Annotated in this window: 13 protein-coding genes; 4 read left to right on the top strand and 9 right to left on the bottom strand. The window is 59.7% G+C overall.

Translation table 11 applies throughout. From position 1 onward, the window contains the following. Positions 1 to 197: 197 nt before the first annotated feature. Positions 198 to 1,646, bottom strand: a complete 1,449-nt coding sequence (locus KQ661_RS16610) for a sensor histidine kinase (RefSeq protein ID WP_216727539.1) — start codon at positions 1,644 to 1,646, stop codon at positions 198 to 200. 258 nt (positions 1,647 to 1,904) lie between these two features. On the opposite strand from KQ661_RS16610, the gene KQ661_RS16605 reads away from it, so the two are divergent. Beyond that, positions 1,905 to 5,459, top strand: a complete 3,555-nt coding sequence (locus tag KQ661_RS16605) for a PAS domain S-box protein (RefSeq protein WP_216727538.1) — start codon at positions 1,905 to 1,907, stop codon at positions 5,457 to 5,459. 269 nt (positions 5,460 to 5,728) lie between these two features. Here KQ661_RS16605 and KQ661_RS16600 read toward each other — a convergent pair whose 3' ends face one another. Then, positions 5,729 to 7,090 carry a sigma-54-dependent transcriptional regulator gene (locus KQ661_RS16600; RefSeq protein ID WP_216727537.1) on the bottom strand — a complete coding sequence of 454 codons (1,362 nt, stop codon included), beginning with the start codon at positions 7,088 to 7,090 and terminating at the stop codon, positions 5,729 to 5,731. 115 nt (positions 7,091 to 7,205) lie between these two features. Between KQ661_RS16600 and KQ661_RS16595 the strand changes: the two genes are divergently transcribed. Further along, a complete protein-coding gene (locus KQ661_RS16595; protein ID WP_216727536.1) occupies positions 7,206 to 8,672 on the top strand; it encodes a hypothetical protein in 1,467 nt (488 codons plus the stop codon). Here the strand turns inward: KQ661_RS16595 and KQ661_RS16590 are convergent, their stop codons facing one another. From KQ661_RS16590 to KQ661_RS16580, 3 genes are all read right to left on the bottom strand, one after another. Next, on the bottom strand, positions 8,673 to 9,038 hold the full coding sequence (locus KQ661_RS16590) for a transposase family protein (protein WP_317196152.1): 366 nt from the start codon (positions 9,036 to 9,038) through the stop codon (positions 8,673 to 8,675). Between the two features lie 41 nt (positions 9,039 to 9,079). Continuing rightward, on the bottom strand, positions 9,080 to 9,571 hold the full coding sequence (locus KQ661_RS16585; protein WP_216686216.1) for a transposase family protein: 492 nt from the start codon (positions 9,569 to 9,571) through the stop codon (positions 9,080 to 9,082). 451 nt (positions 9,572 to 10,022) lie between these two features. Then, a complete protein-coding gene (locus KQ661_RS16580; RefSeq protein WP_216727535.1) occupies positions 10,023 to 10,853 on the bottom strand; it encodes an ATP-binding cassette domain-containing protein in 831 nt (276 codons plus the stop codon). A 102-nt stretch (positions 10,854 to 10,955) separates the two neighbouring features. Here KQ661_RS16580 and KQ661_RS16575 point away from each other — a divergent pair, with 102 nt between their 5' ends. Beyond that, a complete protein-coding gene (locus KQ661_RS16575; protein ID WP_216727534.1) occupies positions 10,956 to 11,552 on the top strand; it encodes a transposase in 597 nt (198 codons plus the stop codon). A gap of 68 nt (positions 11,553 to 11,620) precedes the next feature. Here KQ661_RS16575 and KQ661_RS16570 read toward each other — a convergent pair whose 3' ends face one another. The 4 genes from KQ661_RS16570 to pulA form a co-directional block, all read right to left on the bottom strand. Beyond that, on the bottom strand, positions 11,621 to 12,403 hold the full coding sequence (locus tag KQ661_RS16570; protein ID WP_216727533.1) for an ABC transporter permease: 783 nt from the start codon (positions 12,401 to 12,403) through the stop codon (positions 11,621 to 11,623). A 211-nt stretch (positions 12,404 to 12,614) separates the two neighbouring features. Then, the gene (locus KQ661_RS16565; protein ID WP_216727532.1) at positions 12,615 to 14,393 is read right to left on the bottom strand and encodes an OmpA family protein; all 1,779 of its coding nucleotides are present in this window, start codon (positions 14,391 to 14,393) and stop codon (positions 12,615 to 12,617) included. 137 nt (positions 14,394 to 14,530) lie between these two features. Beyond that, complete coding sequence (locus KQ661_RS16560) at positions 14,531 to 15,520, bottom strand: PspA/IM30 family protein (protein WP_216727531.1); 990 nt, start codon at positions 15,518 to 15,520, stop codon at positions 14,531 to 14,533. Positions 15,521 to 15,816: 296 nt separating this feature from the next. After that, positions 15,817 to 17,808 carry a type I pullulanase gene (gene pulA / locus KQ661_RS16555; RefSeq protein WP_216727530.1) on the bottom strand — a complete coding sequence of 664 codons (1,992 nt, stop codon included), beginning with the start codon at positions 17,806 to 17,808 and terminating at the stop codon, positions 15,817 to 15,819. A gap of 397 nt (positions 17,809 to 18,205) precedes the next feature. Between pulA and KQ661_RS16550 the strand changes: the two genes are divergently transcribed. Further along, positions 18,206 to 19,321, top strand: a complete 1,116-nt coding sequence (locus KQ661_RS16550) for a sensor histidine kinase (RefSeq protein ID WP_216727529.1) — start codon at positions 18,206 to 18,208, stop codon at positions 19,319 to 19,321. Positions 19,322 to 19,360 lie beyond the last annotated feature (39 nt).

Below are 19,360 nucleotides of genomic sequence, written 5' to 3'. Positions count from 1 at the left end.
GTACGGTTGGGTTTACGCATGCCGGCGGCAAACGGCCGGAAATGGTACCATAGAGACGTTATGCCGAGCGCAGCACAGGCATAACGCGTGCTGCCACTATTCCTTTTCCTAGCGATTGGAATACTACTGCACGCGTCATGCCGAGCGCAGCCGAGGCATGACGTCCCTGTTTAGCCTCTCAACCCAGCCTTAACCCCTTAGCCCACCACCGGCAGCGTAAACAGAAACCGGCTGCCCGCTGCCGGCTGGCTTTCCACCCACAGCTGCCCGCCCTGCGCCCCAATAAACTCGCGTGAAATGCTGAGGCCCAGCCCCGAGCTGCCGTGCCCGCCCTGGCCCGGCACGCCCGCAAAGCGCTGGAAGATGCGCTTGTGGTGCTCGGCCGCAATGCCGGGGCCCTGGTCCTCCACGCTCACGCGCACCATCTCGCCCCACTGCATGGCTCGGATGATGAGCGGGGCCGCCGTGGGCGAGTAGCGGATGGCGTTGGAAAGCAGGTTGATGAGCACCCAGGTGGTTTTTTCCACGTCGCCGTGCACTTCGGGCAGGGCCTCGGGCAGCTGCAGGTCGAGCCGAATCTGCTTGTCGTGCAGCTGCGGGTGCACCGTTTGGGTGGCGTAGCGGATAACGTCGGCCAGGTGCATGGGCTGCACGTTGAGCTTGATGCCCGCGCCCGCGTCGAGGCGCGATACTTCGATGAGCTGGCCCACCATGTTCAGCAGGCGCTGGGTTTCCTCGCCGATGCCGGTGGCCAGCACCTGGCGCTCGGCATCGGTGGTGCGCGGGTTCTGCAACAGCATCAGGCTGAGTTTGATGCTGGCCAGCGGTGTTTTCAGCTCGTGCGAAATCGTGGCCAAAAAGGTGGATTTCAGCTCGTCCAGCTTCTTAAAGTCGGACACGTTGCGCAGGCACAGGATGTGGCCGGCGGCGGTGCGTCGGCTGGCCTGGTCCACGGTTTCAATGGGGCTTATTTTGAGCTGGTAGTGCGGCGCGTCGCCCTTGTGCGGAAACATGAACACGGGGTCGGGCGTCTCATCGCCGGCCATGTTGGCTTCGGCCAGGGGCACCAGCAGGTCGCGCAGCAGCTCGTTGGTGGCGGCCACGGCGGTGGCGGGCAGGTCCAGCAGCTCCGACTGCGGCAGGCCCAGCAGGTCGCAGGCCACGGGGTTGGCCAGCACAATGGTGCCGCGCTCATCGAGGAGGAGCAGGCCCTCATCGAGGCTGCGCACGAGGCTTTCCATGCGGTTGCGCTCGGTGAAGAGCTCGGCCAGGGTGGCGCGGCGCTCGTCCTGGGCCTGGCTCAGCACCCGGTTCACGGCGGCGGCCACGGTGCCCACCTCGTCGCGCTTGCCCACGGCCACGCGGGTGGCGGGGCCGGGGCCAGCCACCCGCTCCATGTCGGCGGTGAGGCGGTGCAGGGGGCGCACCACGATGCGCGGCAGCCGCACCATCATGGTGATGCCCACCGCCGTGCCGGCCGCCAGAAATGCCAGCACCGCAAAGCGGGCCGTGTTGAAATCAGCCTGCTCGATGCCGTGCGCGCCATTTTCGAGAAAGCGGATGGTGAGGAAGGCGTAGCCGCCCAGCCCCAGCAGCAGCAGCAGTAGCAGAAAGACGCTGAGGCGGATTTTTAGTTTGAGGGACATGACGCAACGAATGCCGCCCCGGCCCCCGACCAGGCGGCCGGCCGGTTTCGGCACCCAAATAAATTGAGAATAAAGGGCGGATGAGCCCGTAAATCGGTTAAAGCTATAACGTCGGTCCCAGACGGCGGCTCTGGCAGGTCCGTAATGAAGCGGCGGGCCTTGTTTGCCACCCGCCCGGCCGTATCGCCGTATCTTGGGCCGCCGCCCGGGCCACTGCTACCACCAGCGGCTCTGGCCTTATGCCACCTTTTCCTTTCCATGGCCATGTTCCCCGCTGCTCCCCACTCCGATATTGATTGGGCCGCACTCGTTGCTACCGAGCGTGCCCGCCGCGAGCAGGCCGAAACTGCCCTGGCTACCGCCCAGGCCCAGGCCGCTACCCTGGAAAGACAGCTGGCCGCCGTGGCCGTCAGCGCCCAGCACTATCACACCCAGCTCACGACCCTGGTGCAGCACCTGCCGGCTGCCCTGGTGCTGGTGGACCACTCCAATCAGATTCAGTTTGTTAATCAGGCATTTTGGGAGATGTTTGGCTTGCCGCCGGTGGCCGGTCCCCTGGAGGGCAAGCCGCCGATTCCGCACGAGGCCGTTGCTATCGGTAATGCGTTTGCCGACGCCGCGGCCTTTGCGGCGCGGGCCCGTGCCCTGCATGCGGCGGGGCAAACCGTGCTGCGGGAGGAGTTCCGGCTGGCCGATGGGCGGGTGGTTGAGCTTGACTACCTGGTGCTGGATACCGTGTGCGCCGGCCGCCTGATTTGCTACCGCGACGTGACCAAGCGGCATCAGCGCGATGCCGAGATTCGGACGCTTTCCTTCATTGCCCAGCAAAACCCCAACGCCACCCTGCGCCTAACGGCCACCGGCGAGGTGATTTATGCCAACCCTGCTGCCCAACCCCTGCTGCAAGCCCTGGCGGCCGGCACGCAGGGTGATTTCCAGCAGCAGCTGCACGCGCTGGTGCAGGCTGCGCTGCGCACCCCCACGCAGCAGCAGCAGGCCCTGGAAGTGGCCGGGCAGCACTACCTGTGCCGGGCCGTGGCCGGGCCGGGCCAGGATACGGTTACCCTCTACCTCACTGACATCACGGCCCGGCACCTGGCCGAGCAGCAGCTGGCCGCGCAGCGTACCTTTTACGAGAGCATTCTGGAGCAGACACCTACGGCCATGGCCGTGTTCGACGCCCAGCACCGCTACTTGTTTCTCAACCCGGTGGTGGAGCCCGACCCTGCCGTTCGCGCCTGGATGCTGGGCCAGACCAGCACGGTGGCCGGTGTGCAGCGCGGGCTGCCGGCCGCCGTCATCGAGCAGCGAGCGGCTGCCTTCACCAAAGCCCTGCGCACCGGGGCCGAGGTAACTTGGGAGGAAACTTACCCGGGACCGCGGTATTTGCAGCGGAGCTACCGGTCCGTGCGGGGGCACAATGGCATGCTGCTGGTCATTGGCTCGGGCAGCGACATCACGGCCAGCAAGCAGGCCGAGCAGGAAATAGCCCGGCAGCAGGAGTTCTACGAGTCCATCCTGGACTTGCTGCCCGTGGACGTGGCCGTGTTCGATGCCAACCACCGCTTTCTGTTCGTCAATCCGTCGTCGGTGGCCGACCCGGTGGTGCGTCGGCAAATCATCGGCCTCACCAGCGACGAATATTTTGCCCTTCACCACCAGCAGCACCCCGCCGGCCTGCACCAACAGCGAAACCAGTACTTCGACCTGGCCGTGCGTACCGGCGAGGACGTGACCTGGGAGGAAATGCGTACCAGCCGCCACCAGCGCCCCCAGCTGATAATGCGCCACTTGCGGCCCGTGTTTGGGGCCGATGGGGCCCTGCGCCTGGTAGTGGGTTCGGGTATCGACATTACGGCGCGCTACCAGGCTGAAAAGCTGCAGCACGAGGTGCAGGCCATGTTGCAGGAGCAGCAGGATTTTATCCGGCAGATTGTGGACTCCCTGCCCAATGTTATTTGTCTGATGAATGCCGAAGGGCGGATATCGTTTTTTAACAAGGCCTACGATGAAGCCGTGCAACGCGCCCAGCATCAGCATGCCGAAATCACGAGCCCCGTGGTGCAGCAGGAGCGGGACCTGGTGCGCGCCCTGAACCAGCAGGTGCAGAACACGCACCAATCCCTGACGGTAGAGCTGCCCTTCACCCAGCTTTCGGGCGAAATACTCCATTTTCACATGCACAAGCGGCCCATGCTCCGGGCCGATGGCCAGGTCAATATCCTCACCATCGGCACCGACATCACGGCCATGAAGCAGGCCCGCCAGGAGCTGGAGCGCCGCGAAAAACAGTACCACGACCTGGTGTACTACTCGCAGGCCCTGATTTGTACCCACAACCAGCAGGGCATAATCCTTTCCGTGAACCCGGCCATTGAGCGGCTCATGGGCATGCCGGCGGTGCAGCTGGTGGGCCTTCACCTGCGCGAAGCCCTGACCCCGGAACACCATGCCACCCTGCAAGCCTATCTCGACGGCTACGAGTCGGTCCTGCCGCAGCCCCGCGTCGTCAGCATCCGCAACAAGGCCGGCGAGTTGCGCTACCTCAACTACTACACCTATAAGGTGACCGAGGAAGGCTACTCGCCCTACGTGGTGGCCTCTGGCTACGACGTGACGCTCGGCGTGCTGGCCCAGCGCGCCCTGCAGCATGCCAAGCAGGAAGCCGAAGAAAATGCCCGCGGCAAGGAAGCCTTTCTGGCCCGCATGAGCCACGAAATCCGGACGCCCCTCAACGGCATGCTGGGCATGGCCGCCCTCCTGCGCAAAACGGCCCTCACCGCGCCGCAGCTCGATTACCTGGGCACCATGCAGGAAGCCGGCCAGCACCTGCTGGCCCTCGTGAACGACGTGCTGGACATGGCCAAAATTACCACCCGCCACCTGGAGCTCAACCACGAGCCTTTCGATGTGGCCGTGGCCATGCAGGGGGCCGGCCAGATGGTGGCCACTCTGGCCGCCCAAAAAGGGCTGACTCTGCACGTTGAGCCGCCGCATTCGGCCGAGCTCCGGGTGGTGGGCGATGCTTACCGCCTGCACCAGGTGCTGCTCAACTTGTTGTCGAACGCCATTAAGTTCACCGAGCAGGGCCATATTCGGCTGGGGGCCGAAGTGCGCCACGATACGCCGCAGGAGCTCGTGCTGCGCTTTTGGGTGGCGGATACCGGCATCGGCATCGCTCCTGGGGAGCAAGCCCACATCTTCGACGCCTTCAGCCAGGCCAGTGCCGAAACTAGCATGCGCTTCGGCGGCACGGGCCTGGGCCTGGCCATCAGCCAGCAGCTGGTGGAGCAGATGGGTGGTACCCTGCGCCTGTGCAGCGCGCCCGGCGTGGGTACCACGTTCTCGTTTCAGCTGGTGCTGCCCCGCGCCCCGGAGCCGGCCGTCCCGCTGGCCCCCGCCCCGTCCGATGATTCTTACGAAGCCCTGCGCGGCCTGCGCGTGCTGCTGGCCGAAGACAACCTGGTAAACCAGCGCATTGTCGTGGTCGTGCTCGAATACTGGGGCGTGCAGGTGCGGGCCGTGGGCAATGGCCTCGATGCCCTGGCCGAGCTGCAGGCGCACGCCTTCGATGTGGCCCTGCTCGATATCCGCATGCCGGGCCTGAGTGGGGTGGAGGTGACCCAGGCCATCCGCCGGCACCCCGACCCGGCCCGCGCCACCCTGCCCATCATCGCCCTCACCGCCAATGCCTTCGCCGCCGACCGCGCCACCTACCTGGCCGCTGGCATGAATGCCTGCCTCACCAAGCCCTACGAAGAAACCGCTCTCTGCCAGCTGCTGCTGGATTTGACTAGCTCAAAGCGACCGTAGCCCTGGCGCGAGTTTAGGCGCAGCCGTAACTCGTGCCCGCCATTCGGGCGAGGCTGTGCCTCGCAATAGAACGGCGCAATAGGCAGTACTGGCGCGAGTTTAGGCGCAGCCGTAACTCGTGCCTGCCGTTCGGGTGAGGCTGTGCCTCGCAGCAGAACGGCGCAGTGGGCGCGGTACTACATTGCCGCTGGCGCAGCAGGGGAGGCGCAGCCTCCCCGTCATTTTCGGCACGAGTTACGCTGCGCTAAACTCGCGCCAGTTAACGCACCCTACCCCAATCCGTATTCCTCCAGCTTCCGGTACAGCGTGGTGAGGCCAATTCCCAGGCGCTTAGCTACGTCCGGCTTGTTGCCGTCCAGCTCGCCCATCAGCTTGCTGATGTGGCGGGCTTCCACGGCCCGCATGCTGTCGTCGGCCGCGTCGGCACCGGGCTTCGCAGGGCGACCCAGGGCGTGGAACTCATCGGGCAGAAAATCAGCCGATAACAGCTCGCCCGGCGGGGCCAGAATAGCGGCGCGCTCGAGCACATTTTTCAGCTCGCGCACATTACCGGGCCAGGGGTAGCGCTGCAGCAGGGCCAACGCCTCGTCCGAAAGGCCGGGTAGGCGCTTGGCGAGGCGGGCGGCGAAGTGCTGGAGGAAGTAGTTGGCCAGCGGCGGCACGTCGGTGGGGCGCTCCTTGAGGGAAGGCACGTTGATGACGAACACCGAGAGGCGGTAGTACAGGTCGGGGCGGAAGCGGCCTTCGGCGGCTTCCTGCCTGAGGTTGCGGTTGGTGGCGGCCACCAGGCGCACGTTCACCTTGGTGGGCTTGGTGTCGCCGAGCTTGGTGAAGCTCTGGCTTTCGAGTACGCGCAGGAACTTGGCCTGCACGTTGAGCTCCAGCTCGCCGATTTCGTCCAGAAATAGGGTGCCGCCGTTGGCTTCTTCCAGCAGGCCCTTCTTGTCGGAGAGCGCGCCAGTGAAGGCCCCTTTCTTGTAGCCAAACAACTCGGATTCGAGCAAATCCTTGGGGAAGGCGCTGCAATTGACGGCCACGAAGGCCTTGCCCTGCCGCCCGCTGGCCTGGTGAATGGCCTGGGCAAAAAGCTCCTTGCCGCTGCCGGTGGGGCCTTCGAGCAGCACGGTGCTGTCGGTGGGCGCTACCTGGCGGGCCAGCTGCTGCACGCGCCGCAGCTCGGGTGAGTCGCCAATCATTGACTCGAAGCGGTACTGCTGGCCCACGCGGCGCTCCAGCTCGGTGACGCGCTGGCGGAGGCGGGCTTTTTCGGCGGCGCGGTCGACCACCACCACCAGCTGCTGCTCAAAATCGCCCTTGGTGAGGTAGTCGAACGCGCCGAGCTTCATGGCCTTCACACCATCGGGGATGGTGCCGAAGGCGGTGAGCAGCACCACTTCGGCATCGGGGGCGGCGGCTTTGAAGCGGGGCAGCAGGTCGACGCCGTTGGCATCGGGCAGCTTCACGTCGGAGAGCACGAGCAGGATGTCGGCGGCGTGTTGCTGGAGCAGCTCCAGGCCGCGGTGGGCGTCGGGGGCTTGCAGCACGGTGTAGCCTTCCAGCTCCAGCACCTGGGCCAGCAGCTGGCGCAAGCGCGCTTCGTCGTCGATGATGAGCAGGGTACCGGTGGGCATAGACTATAAGAAGTGAGATTTTTAGAACTAGGAATGTAGGTGAACTCCAAGTTGTTTTTTCTTAGTCAATAAGAATAATACCTTTGATGCCTACCAACAAATCACAGAGATGGACTTGATAAAACTATCTTACAAAGATGATGTAACCAGCCAGCATCAGCCCAATATTACCGCAAGGGTAGAATTCTTCTTTCATTACTGGAAATTTGCATTAACAAATCAAAGGGCGAATTTTGACATTTTTTTTCTAAAATCACATCGTACAATAATCGAAAAATTGCTTTTGCAGATAGAGGGGAATTTTCGATATGCTAAACCGAGATTTGTCTTTTTCTTTCAAAATGATTCGCTTTTTAATAAGAAAAATTTTATTGTAAAGAATATTCAACAACGTAATGTTAAAAGGGCGATTGGAAAGCTAAGGGCTTATTGTAGATTAAGTAATTCCGGCTGGACGGCTTCCTCGCCTGAGAAAATTGTTCGAACGATAAAAACTATCGATAGTTGGCTTGATACGGAGTACTCTACACTCTTGGTGAGGGAAGTCATTGCTGTGTTGGAGAAAGATGAACCAGTTGATAATGATGTAATTGCTTCTCTAAAGCAAATGGCTAACTGTTTAATAGTTGAGCTGCTTCATAAAGGTTTTGGTGTTAATTATATTAAAAACATACCAGATGCCTTGCACGATTATAGAAATTTTCCATATGAAAGAATGCGTGGCGAATTTGACTCTGACAATGAATACGATACTTACAAAAAAGATATATTCTTGAACCTAACTCTTAAAAACCAAATTGAGGGAATAATTAATCTGCTTAATAGGCCGCAAAGGACGTTCAATGTATTGTTTAAAGTGTATAATATTAATTGGGCTATGGAGCCTAAAATAATTTTAGGCGTTGAATTTTATAATCCGAAGACTCACCCGAAAATATTGCATAAATTAGATACGCATTTTTTTGAAGAGACATTTGTGTTTGATGTAGAAAAAGATGAAAATCCTTCGCAATGCAACGCTATTGTTAAGGTAGTAGGTACTCAAGAAGAACAGGTGTCTCTCAAAGGGTTTTACCAGGCTCGGCACTCCCTAGCTATTCTTAACAAGGAGATTGATGCGAATGGCGAAATATATATACGTAATTGCTTTATATCCAATGCAAACTTGGATATACTGTGGGGTTCATCGGATGCCCTTCATAGGGGAGTTGTACGCGTCGATAGTTTAGAGGACTACCAAATTGAAAATATAAAATTTATTAATAATTTAAACCCCAATGACCAGCAAGATAAGAAAATTATAAATCTGCTGTCAGTTGTTACTGCTTCTGCAAGCAAGAGTTCCTACGCTCCTGAAAAGCTGTGGATGGCATTAGAAGCTGCCTTTGGCAGTGAAGATGCAATTAAAGAATTGACTAAAAGTCTTTTAAAGCTATACTTAAAACATAATTTTATGTATGAATGGAAGGTGTTTCTAATTAATACCTTGAATGATAATAAGCCATTTGCCTCTAATGAAGACAATTATTCATTGTCCCAAAGTGAAGTTGTTGCGTATAATAGACTTGTTGCGAGCTATTAATCACAGATTTAAGCTGAAATTCCACAAGCCCGCACACACTCCCAGCACGTCATTGTACAGGTTCAAATTATGCAAACGTAATCGGTCTTCCAAAATTCGATAACGTTTCAATCCGCCAATGCTATGCTCTACGGTAATTCGTTCACTTGCTTGTTTTGTATTTATTTCTCGTTGTTCATCGGTGAGTTCTTTCCCTTTCGGCTTTTTGATAGGAATAAAAACTTTCCGGCAAACGTAGTCTTTCGCGAAGCCCAAAAACCCCAGGTCCAACCGCACCTTGAACTTTTTAAACCACTCTTTATCAACTGGTAAAATGCTTTTTAGCACACTGTAGTCGTGGTGTCTTCCGCCGTAACAACGGCTGATAAAACCAATCCAGCGAATGGTCGTTGAAATAACTATCTCTTTTACGGCGTGTATTTTTTTTTACCGCTATAGTAGTCTTTTTGCATCTCTTTATTTCCTGGTCGTTGCTTGCGTTGCTCTGTTCCATCGACCAATAACGTCTCGTGTTCCTGAAAATAGGCTTCAAATTCGGCCACTGTCGCAAATTCCCGCTTTGGCGCATGCCCGGTTTGCTCCAGCGCTTCTTGGAGCACCGTAATGCCTAATTCCTGGTTGCGTTTCGCGTTGGAACCGTCCATCCCACTGACCAATCCCAACAAATCATACGTCAAGTTTGCTTTGAAGCTGAATAGGGTGAAAAGCAGTAATTCTTCTTCTGTTTTAAGGGCTACTTCATACGGCGCAAAAGCCCCACGTTCAATCATATCTGTTCCATTTAACCGAAAATACGCCTGCTTAAAATGCGCCAAAAGCTGCGCAAAACGCTCCGCCGTGAGTCCCGTGGCAGCACGCCATTTACGCGAAGTAGTGAGGTTTTTTACGGAAAAGTTCATGTTCTAAATTTAAGTACAGTTTGTCGAAAATTCCGCACTTCACTCACTTCGCAACAAGTCTAATCTTACGGCTGACTTTACAAAAAAAGGTTTTGATAAAACAAGGTCCACTCTTAGTCTAATATCTTCAAAAATCCCAACCCCATTTATGTCTGATATTATTACACGGATTGAGGATTATTACTCAAATAAAAGTGGGTTATATTCGAGGGTTGATTATTGGGTAGAGTACCTATTGACTGAGCTTTATACTCAGAGAAACTTGAGTGTACATAGAAATATGAGCGATGAGCTATTCTTGCTTAAGAGAGCGGAAATTTCTACTTTGGTTAATACCACTGTTGGAAGATTTTTACACTATTATATGAAAAGGAGTGTAAGGAGAGATATCTCTAAGACCATAGAAACTATAAATAAGTTAGCGTCCACTGTCTGACAACTAAATATAGTTTTAACTCCCCCGAATCTCATTCTTGATGTGCTCGACAAACTGGGCGAATTCTGGTTCGGCTTCGACGTTTTCGTGCCAGGCGAGGCCCATTTCGGCCAGGTTGTATTGGTGCTGGGGGCTGATGGTGGCGCCCGGCACGAGGGCCCCGGCCGCGTCGTGCTCGTAGCCGAGCAGCCAGAGGCGGTCGGCCAGGGCGGTGGTGGTCACGATGTCGTGCGAGACGATGATGACGGTGTTCAGCTCGTCCATGGTGGTGACTTCGACGATGATTTTCTTCACTTCGTCAATCATGGCCACGTCGAGGCCGGAGAAGGGCTCATCGAGCAGGATGAGGTGGTCGGAGCAGAGCAGCTGCTGGGCGATGGCCGCCCGCTGGCGCTGTCCGCCCGAGAGCAGGGCCGGGTACTTGCGCCGGTGCGGGGCCAGGCCGAAGCGTTCGAGGTAGGCCTCGACGTGCTGGCGGGCGTCGGCGGGGGCGTGCTTGCGCTGGGCGGCCACCAGCAGGTTGTCGTGCAGGGTGCGGTGCTCGAAGAGGGGGTAGCGCTGCTGCACGAAGCCCACCATGCCGGGCGTCACGGCCTGCTGGGCGAGGCCCACTTCCACGGTGCCGGTGCCGGGCGCCATGAGGCCCGCCATGATGCGGCACAGCACCGACTTGCCGATGCCCGAGCGGCCGTAGAAGCCCACGACCTGGCCCTGGCGCATGTTGGGCCGCGTCACGTCGAGGACCTGGGCGTTGATGTCGCGCAGGATGGATTCGCCGTGGAAGGCGATGGAGACGTTGTTGAGCGTCAGGATGGGGTCGCGGTAGGCGTGGGTGTGGATGGTCATGGGAAGTAGCGCGGACTTTTAGTCCGCGAGTGAGAGCGGTGGAAAAGGATGTTTTGAGGGACTTTGTGGGTCGCGGACTAAAAGTCCGCGCTACATTGCAGGGTGTCCGACCTGATTTATTATGAGCGCAACCTGCCGCACCGGCTGCCACCGGGCGAGCTCATTTTCATTACATTTCGGCTGGCGGGCAGCCTGCCGCAGGAGGTGCTGGAGCGGCTGCAGACCGAAGCGCGATTGCTGCAGGAAAGCTGCGGGCCAGACCCCGCCGCGCAGTATGCCGAGCGGAAGAAATACTTCGGGCGTTTCGATGATTTGCTGGCGGGTAGCAGCTACGGTCCCACTTGGCTGCGGCAGCCCGACGTTGCGGCCATCGTGGCACAGGCCCTGCATTATCCCGATGGAAAAGGCTACCACCTGCGATGTTACTGCATCATGCCCAACCACGCTCATCTGGTAGTAGAACTGCCCGAAGGAGCGCCGTCGCTGGTAAAAACACTACAATCGCTCAAAGGCTATTCCAGCAAGCAGGCGAATCAGTTGCTGGGTCGGAGCGGCAGTTTCTGGCAGGCCGAGAGCTACGACCACGTGGTGCGGCCAGGAGAGCTGGACCGGATTATCCGCTACGTGTTGGACAATCCGGTGAAAGCCGGGCTGGTCGATGACTGGGAAAAGTGGCCGTATAGCTTCCTGGCGCAGTAACGCGGACTTTTAGTCCGCGAGTTGAAGCAATTGGGTGGAAACGTTCAGGCGTACCGTTCGCTCGCGGACTAAAAGTCCGCGCTACTGCCCAGCGCCGAGTAAGGAAAAAACACCCTCCGCAGCAGTACAAACACGTAGTCCTGCGCCGCGCCCGTGGCCAGAATCACCAGCTGAATGGCCAGCACCCCATCGAGGTGCAGGTACCGGTTCTGCTTATACAGCAGCAGCCCGATGCCGCCTTCGGATTGGTAGAGCGTTTCCACCAGCGTAATCATCGTCCAGATGATGGCGAAATTCTGGCGCACTACTTCGAGCATCTCATCCAATTTCCCCAGCACTACCACTTCGTAGAAGCTGCGCCATTCGCTCATGCCCAGGGTGCGGGCGTGGTCCATTTCCTCCTGCGTGGTGGTCAGAATTACGCTCGTCATGCCCGTGACCAGGTATACGGTGGCCCCGAAAATGAGCACCGATAACTTCACCTGATGGCCGGAGCTGACCATGAGGGCCATGAAAAACGTGAGGCCGGTGAGGGTGAGGTAGCGCATCTTGGAGGCCGCGTAGGCGATGGGCCGGAAAAAGGGTAGCGCCGTGAGGTAGGAAATGCCCAGCGCCAGCACCGTGGCCACGGCCAGTGCCTCGATGGCGGTGGTCATGCTGGCCCACAGCTCCGGGATGAGGCCCTGCGTGGTGATGAGGTCGCCGAGGGAGCGGATGACTTCGCCCAGGCTGGGGAAGAGCTGCATGGGGTAAAAGAGCCACAGCAGCAGCAACAGGGCCACCTGGGCCACCACCATGGTGGTGAAGATGAGCGGGCGCGGCTGGGCGTTGGGGGAGAAGAGGGTTTTCATGGTGGGAGAACGGAAATGGCGGTCAAACTCCCCTCCTTACCAAGTAGGGAACGTTGAGCCGCAGGCTCAACTGGGGTGGTTGAATCGTTGAACGACTCGCGTGAGGTTCTGTAAGGGTTTCGTTCGGGTGTCGTTCAACGAGGCCAACCACCCCCATTCGCGCCTCTTCGGCGCTCACATCCCCTCCTCAGCTGAGGAGGGGAGTGTCGTTCTAGTTGCCCAGCACCACCTCGACCCGGCGGTTCTTCGCTTTGCCATCGGGCGTGGTGTTGCTGGCTACCGGCTCGGTGGCGCCGTGGGCGTACACCTGGATGCGGCCATCGGGGAAGGCGCTGTGGCTCTTGGTTTCGAGCCAGTGCTGCACGGCCATGGCGCGGTCTTCCGAGAGCTGCTGGTTTTTGCCGGGGTCGCCGGCGTTGTCGGTGTGGCCGTGCACGGCTACTTTGAGGCGGCCGGCTACTACCAGGTCATCGAAAAGCTGGGTTAGCTCGCGGGTGGTCTGGGGGGTGAAGCTGCTCTGGCCGCTGTTGAACTCGATGTTCCAGGCGCGCTTGCTCACACTCTGGCGGATTTCGTCGCCGGCGGCAAACTGCTGGGTTTCGGCCGGGGCTACGGCTTTGCCTTTGTACTGAGCCTGCAGCTTTTGCAGGGGCGCGAGGTCCAGCATTTCGGTGAGTGGCACGTAGATGGGCAGCTCCTTCGGATAGAGCTTCTTCTGCACGTCGCCGAAGGTTTTGTACACCGAGGCGTAGATGTTGGTGCCGCCTTCATCAAGGCCGAACAGGGTCAAGTTGTCGCTGAAATTGAAGGCTTTGCTGCCGCCCAGCTCCACTACTTCGCCGTTGCGGTCGGCTTCGCTCACGCCTTTGTAATACTTCAGCCAGTAGGCCCCGGGCTTATCCTGGTCGCCGTACACGGTGGCCGAAATATCGGCGGCGCGGGTCAGGGCTTCGGGGTGGCTTTTCACCTGGTCGCCGGCCACGGCGAAGGCCGTCATCAGGCCCAGTACCTCTTTGGGGTGGGCGTCGTACCAGCGCTTGGTCGTTACCATGATGTTGGGCATCTGGTTGGAGTAGTCCTTGGTGCTCACGATGTTCACGAGGCCGCCGCGCTGCTTGGCGATGTTCACGTCGCCGGGCGTCCAGGTGGCCACGGCATCGGCTACCACGTCCACCTTCACGCCCGTGTTCTTGCCGTTCACTACCTTGGTGCGGGCTTCGGGCTTGCCGAGGATGTATTTCTCGGCGGCCACCAGGAAGTCGCTGGCGGCCATGAAGTTCACGGCTTCGGGGTCGTAGGTGGTTTCGTCGGGGTTCACCTTCAGGCCGTTGTCGGCGCACCATTTTAGGGCAATGTTCTGGTCGCCGTCGCGCAGATAGCAGGCCACGGTTTTGCCCAGGGCCAGCTTGGGGTTATCCAGCCACTCCTTGGGGCCCATCAGCTTGTCTTCGCCGAAGGATTTGCCCACTGAGTAGGGGATGATTTGCAGCTGCGTACCGGTTTTTTTTAGCTCGTTCTGCACCGCCGAGAAAGCCGGCAGGCCGTCGCCCATGATGCTCACAATCAGGCCGGGAGTGGCCGGGTTGCTTTGCAGGTCGAGGGCGTTTTTCACCAGGTCGGCCTGCATCTTGCTCACGTCGTCCTGACGCACAATCTGCATGTCGAGCCCGTTGGCGGCGGCCGCCGAGCCCATCGTGGAGCGTGGGCCGCCGTTGGCCAGCATGCCGGCCATCTGGCTGTTCCAGGCCATCACTTCCCAGGTGAGGGGCGTGCCTTTGTCGGCCGGGGCGGTGCCGGGCATGGGGGCCAGCGGCACCACGATGTTGGCGTGGTTGCCGCCGGTGGTCGTGGGCAGCTCAATCGAGTTCAAAAGCACCGACTGCGTGTCGGCCTTTTTAAATACGGCACCGCTGGTAACCAGCTTGTTGATGCCGAAGTACAGGAGGCCAAAAAGAAGGAGGCCAATAATGAATTTACCGCGTGTTGTCATCGGAGTAGTAGCGTGGACTTTTAGTCCGCGAATGGGGTGGTTGAATGGAAATAGAGTGGGCTGGCTGGGTGACTCGCGGACTAAAAGTCCGCGCTACAAAGTCTGCGCTGCTCAAGCAGGCCCAGGCCAGCAAAAAGCTAATCAAGCAGGCTAGAGTAGGCATCATCGGAGGCTTTTTTAGTGGTGAGAATGTTCTGGGGAGCTTGCGGTTTTTCGTTGAGCACGGCGTTGAATTCGCCTTTCTGGTATTGGTCGAGCAGGCGCTGGCCCTTCTCGCTCATCACCCCGTTCTGGATGTCCATCTCCTTCACGAACTCCTGCGAGTAGCGCATGGCCTGCTTAATCTGGCCCAGCTGCTGGGCCATGTCTTCGGCCACGCGGTCCGTGGCCAGGTCGAAGAAGTACTTCTTGTCGGGGTCGCCGCGCAGGATGTTCATGGCCGCGCGCATGCCCGAGCTGGTGCGTTTCACCAGCTGATATTCATCCTTCAAAAGGTTGACTTTGAACTTGCTGCCATCAATCTGGCGCAGGGCGGCTTTCAGAATCTGGCGCATTACTACCGTCACGTTGGCCGTGGTGGTGGCCATGGGCTGCAGGCGCTGGTTGTAGTCCTGCACCTGGGCGGCGCGCATGGCGTAGCTCTCGGCGGCGTCCTTTTCGCCCTGGCGGGTGGCCGAGTCGGCCAGCGCCAGGTACTCCTTTATCTGGGCGGCGTTGGCGGCCAGCTTGCGCTTCACTAGCTCGTGTGCGCCTTCGATGTTGGTGACTTCGGCGTCCATCTTGCGGGCTTCCTTCTCGGTGTTCGAGATGTAGTCTTCCATGATACCGATGGGGTTGGTGTTGACGAAGATGCCCGCCATCGAGCGCAGTACGCGCTGCCCGGCGTACCACAGTCCGGCGTGAATCCGCTTGTTGGTGGCCAGCAGAAACAGCACGAACAGCGTGCCCAGCCCGATGCCTAGCTTCACGGTGTCGAACACCATATCTACGAGGAAGGGCAGGATGCTGCCCCAGAAATACACCGCCGTGCCTACCAGCCCGATAAGGACCACGCGGCCGGCTACTTTTTCCGGCTGCTGCCACTTGGGGAGGCCGGGGGCGGAATCGAAAGAAGGAAGTGCGTTCATGGCGTTGGTATTGGGGGGAGGGAGGTGGTGGCCGGTGCGGCCGTTAATTGGTTGCCTCCACCATATGCCAATACCAATGCCGGATTGGTGATGCCTGGGTTCGAGCCGAACTACCTGTTGATTACCAATTGAATAATAAAAAATCCCCGCCGGGCACGGGGCCCAACGGGGATGAATTTTTCCAAAATGGAAAGCGAATTTTTTCAAATCAGCAAGGGAAGAGACGCATAATTGCGTCTCTTCGTCCGCATCGTCTGTACGATTACCGTTCAACGACGAGACGCAATTATGCGTCTCTACCGCACCAGAATCAGGGCGGAGTTGCCGGGGACCTGCACGCCGCTGGTTACCTCCAGCACGTCGAGGCCTTCTTCCTGGATTTGGTTGCCGCGCAGCACTACTTTGTAGGTTTCGCGGGGCAGGGGCACGCTCCAGGCCCCCCGGTTGCCGTTGAAAATGACGGTGATGGTGTTCCAGGCATCGCCGCCGGCGTGGTCCTTCAGTTGGTAGGCGATGATGCCGGGGGCCATGTTGGGCAGGAATTCGAGGTGCTGCTGAATGAGCTCGGTGGTGGGCAGGCGGAAGGCGGGGTGGTTGCGGCGCAGGGCCAGCAGCTTGCGGTAGAACTCGTACACGCCCACGTATTTGGCCTTGCGGCCCCAGTCAATCTGGTTCACGCTGTCGGGCTGGTTGTAGGAGTTGGAGGAGCCGCCCTTGGTGCGCAGGAACTCATCGCCGACCGGCAAAAACGGTACGCCCTGCGAGGTGAACACGATGGTGTTGCTCAGCAAATCCATCTTGATGAGCGTGTCTTCCGAGGTGTTGGGATTCGATGCCTTGAGCTTGTCCCAGAGTACCCGGTCGTCGTGGCAGGCCACGTAGTTGATGGCCTGCGACGGTGCACCGGCCCACGGCGCTTTCGAGTAGTTAACCTTCGTATAATCGAGCTGCGGGTGCCGGGTGGCGGCCACGATGCCGAATTTCACGCTTTCCTCCAGGCCGGGTTGGCCGCTGGCGAAGCCGGGCTCGGTCTGGTGGGCGTAGTGGCCCTTCACGCCATCGCGCAGCTCATCGCCGAAGGCGGCAATGCGGTCCAGCTTCATCATATTGCCTTTGAGGGCGCGTTTGGCGTCGGGCAGGGGTGAGGGGCCGGCGGTCCAGCCCTCGCCGTAGATGAAAATGCTGTGGTCCTGCTGGTCGAGGGTCACGCGCACGGCGCGCATGGTTTCAATGTCGAGCACGCCCATGAGGTCGAAACGGAAGCCGTCGACGTGGTACTGCTGCGCCCAATACGCCACCGATTCCACGATGAGCTTGCGGACCATGGGCCGCTCCGAGGCTACTTCGTTGCCGCAGGCGGTGGCGTTGCTCAGGCTCCCGTCGGGGTTGTGGCGGTAGTAGTAGCCGGGCACCAGCTGCTCGAAATTGCTGCGGCGGGCATCGGCGGTGTGGTTGTACACCACATCGAGCACCACGCGCAGGCCGGCCCCGTGCAGGTTTTCCACCAGCTGCTTGAACTCGCGGATGCGGGCGGCCGGGTTGGTGGCATCGGTGGAGTAGGTGCCTTCGGGCACGGAGTAGTTCAGCGGGTCATAGCCCCAGTTGTAGCGGTTGGCGCTGGCGGGCGCGGCTTCGTCGATGCTGGCGAAATCGGTGGTGGGCAGCAGGTGGACGTGGGTCAGGCCCAATTCAACCAAATGGTCGAGACCGGTGCTCACGCCGTCCGGGCCCCGGGTGCCCACCTGCGCGGCCCCCAGAAACTTGCCCTTGTGCCGCACACCCGACTGCGGGTGCATGGTGAGGTCGCGTACGTGTACTTCGCCGATTACAATGTCGGTGGCTTGTTTCAGGGCGGGGCGCAGGTCGTCTTTCCAGCCCGGCGGCTCGGCGATGATGGGGTTGAACACGGCCCCGCGTTGGCCGTTCACGCCCACGGCGTGGGCGTAGGGGTCGGCTACTTCGGCCAGGGTTTTGCCGGCGATGGTGGCCTGTACTGTGTAGAAGCCGGTGGTGCCGGCGGGCAGGGTGTAGGTCCAGGTGCCGCCTTCGGCTTTGGCCATCACAAAGTCGGCACGGGCCGGGCCGCCGCTGCCGGCGGCGTAGAGGCGCATGTGCAGGGCCGAGGCGGTGGGGGCCCACACGCGCAGCGTGGCCTGGCCCCCGCGCCAGGTTAGCCCAAGGTCGGGGCCGAGGTAGGTGGGGTAAGTTGCATAGTCGGGAAGGGATGGTGCTGAGATTGCGGGAGCAGGGGAGAGCAGCACAAGCAGTAGTAGAAGCGGGCGAATCATGGGGGCAAAGGTCGGGAGTCCGGCCGGAAGTGTAACCTCCCCAAACTCCCCTCCTTACCAAGGAGGGGATGCTGACGCAAAGCGTCAGCTGGGGTGGTTGCGTGCGTTGAACGGTGACAGGGCGGTGCGGAACTGGTCCCGGGTGGTGTTGAACCGGTCCCGGGTGGTGTTGAACTGGTCTCGACCGTTCAATGCCCACAACGCCCACAACCACCCCCGTTTCAGCTTTGCTGAAACATCCCCTCCTTGGTAAGGAGGGGAGTGTCGTCCTTCAAACCCCGCCCACCTGCCCGACGGTAAAACGCTGCCCGCCGTCGATGGAATTGCGGGTGCGGTCGGTTTGGCCCGGCTTTGGAATACGGGACCGGCTATGTTTGTTCCGATTTCTCCCTCATCTATGGCCGTCCTCACGCCCCGTCGCTACCTCACGCCGCTTATTCATGTACTGGTGTGGGGGCTGTTCGGGCTCACGTTTTTGCTGTTTCAGCCGCTCACCGGGCGGCTCACCATGCCGCCGCAGTTCTGGCTGAAGCAGGGGCTGATGTTTGCCGCGTGGGTGGCCACTTATTACCTCACGGCCAACGTTACGGTGCCGCGCCTGCTGCTGCATGGGCGCAACGGCTGGTTTATTCTGGCCCTGGTGGCCACTACGGCGGTGGTGCTCAGCTTCAGTAAGTTTCTGGAATCGGTACTCGACCTGCCCGCCCTCATGGACAAAGCCTTTGAGGCGGCGGCCGGTCGGCCCCGGCTGAACCGAGGCAGCTTCCGCATCGACACCATGGGCCTGCTCACCACCATGTTTGTGCTGGGCATCAGCACGAGCATTACGGTGGTGCAGAAGTGGCAGAACGATGCCCAGATTCGGCAGACGCTGGAGCAGCAGCGCGTGAGCTCGGAGCTGTCGGTGCTCAAGGCCCAGATTAACCCGCACTTCTTCTTCAATACCCTCAACAACATCTACGCCCTCACGCTGCTCGACGGCGAGCAGGCCCGCGTGGCCATTCACCGGCTCTCGCGCATGATGCGCTACGTGCTGTACGACACCGCCGGCGGCCTCACGCTGCTCAGCCAGGAAATTGCCTTCGTGCAGGACTACATCACCCTCATGCAGCTGCGGCTCGATGAGCGCGTGACCGTCACCTTCGACCGCCCCGAGCCCGTGCGCGATGTGCCCGTGGCCCCCATGCTGCTGCTGCCCTTCCTCGAAAACGCCTTCAAGCACGGCGTGGCCGCCACCCAAAGCAGCCGCATCTTTATCGGCCTCACCCAGCCCTCGCCCGATGTGCTGGAGCTGGAAGTGCGCAACACCCTGCTCGCGCTGCCCAGCACCGACCTGGCCGGCAGCAACGGCATCGGCCTTGCCAACACCCGCCGCCGCCTCGACCTGCTGTACCCCGGCCGGTTCAACCTGCTGGTGGATGACCACACGCCCGCCAACGAATTCCGGGTGCACCTCACGTTGCATGTTGGGGACAAGGAAAAGGGTATAGGGGATAAGGAATTGAGGGCGTAGTCGCTCCTTTCGTTTCAGCTCCTTATCCTTAATTCCCAC

The sequence above is a fragment of the Hymenobacter siberiensis genome (assembly GCF_018967845.1).
In the GTDB taxonomy this organism is placed as follows: Bacteria; Bacteroidota; Bacteroidia; order Cytophagales; family Hymenobacteraceae; genus Hymenobacter; species Hymenobacter siberiensis.
Note: the sequence above shows the minus strand (reverse complement) of the source record. Positions and strands in the feature narration are given on the sequence as shown.